2 protein-coding genes are annotated in these 606 nt (G+C 63.7%); both read left to right on the top strand.

What is annotated here, in order from left to right:
- A partial coding sequence (locus ACKGJN_RS16515) for a zinc-binding dehydrogenase (RefSeq protein WP_409540665.1) occupies positions 1 to 344 on the top strand: 344 nt, incomplete at its 5' end.
- 40 nt (positions 345 to 384) lie between these two features.
- Positions 385 to 606 (top strand): glycine betaine ABC transporter substrate-binding protein (locus tag ACKGJN_RS16510; RefSeq protein WP_409540664.1); only part of this gene is annotated, 222 nt, incomplete at its 3' end.

Here is a 606-nt window from a genome sequence, read left to right as displayed (position 1 = left end):
GGCATTTCCCGGCTATCGCAAAGGCAATCCGGCCGCAGGGGCGGATCGCGCTGATCGACGACCCCGAAATCTTCGACATCGTCCCGCTGAAGCGCAAGAGCGTATCCGTGCACTGGGAGCTGATGTTCACGCGCTCGCTCTACCAGACGCCGGACATGGGCGAACAGCATCGGATCCTGAAGTCCGTTGCGGAGCTGGTCGACGCCGGGCTGGTGAGGACCACCATGACCGAGGATCTGGGGCCGATCACCGCGGCCTCTCTGCTTGAGGCGCATCGTCACCTCGAAAGCGGCCGCGGCATGGGCAAGACGGTTCTGAGCGGCTTCTCCGGCGACCAGAGCTGAAGAGAGCCGCCGAGGCCCCAGAAAAGCGAGGAGTCTTTCAATGAATATGCCGCTTCGGGTCGGCCACATAGACCTGTCGTTTCACGATGCAAGCGCGATCGAGGTCGAGAACGTCTTGCGGCGTCATGGCCACGCCGTCGAGCGCTCGGCCGCTCCCCATGAAGAAATGTTCCGGCGCCTCGGCCGTGGCGACGTTGATGTGCTCGTCTCGGCATGGCTGCCGTCAAGTCATGGCGGCTACCTGGCGCCGATGGAGCATGAC

Source organism: Gillisia xinjiangensis (genome assembly GCF_046298265.1).
Lineage (GTDB): Bacteria > Bacteroidota > Bacteroidia > Flavobacteriales > Flavobacteriaceae > Gillisia > Gillisia xinjiangensis.
The sequence above is the reverse complement of the archived record's forward strand: the minus strand, read 5'-3'. Positions and strand labels throughout refer to the sequence as shown.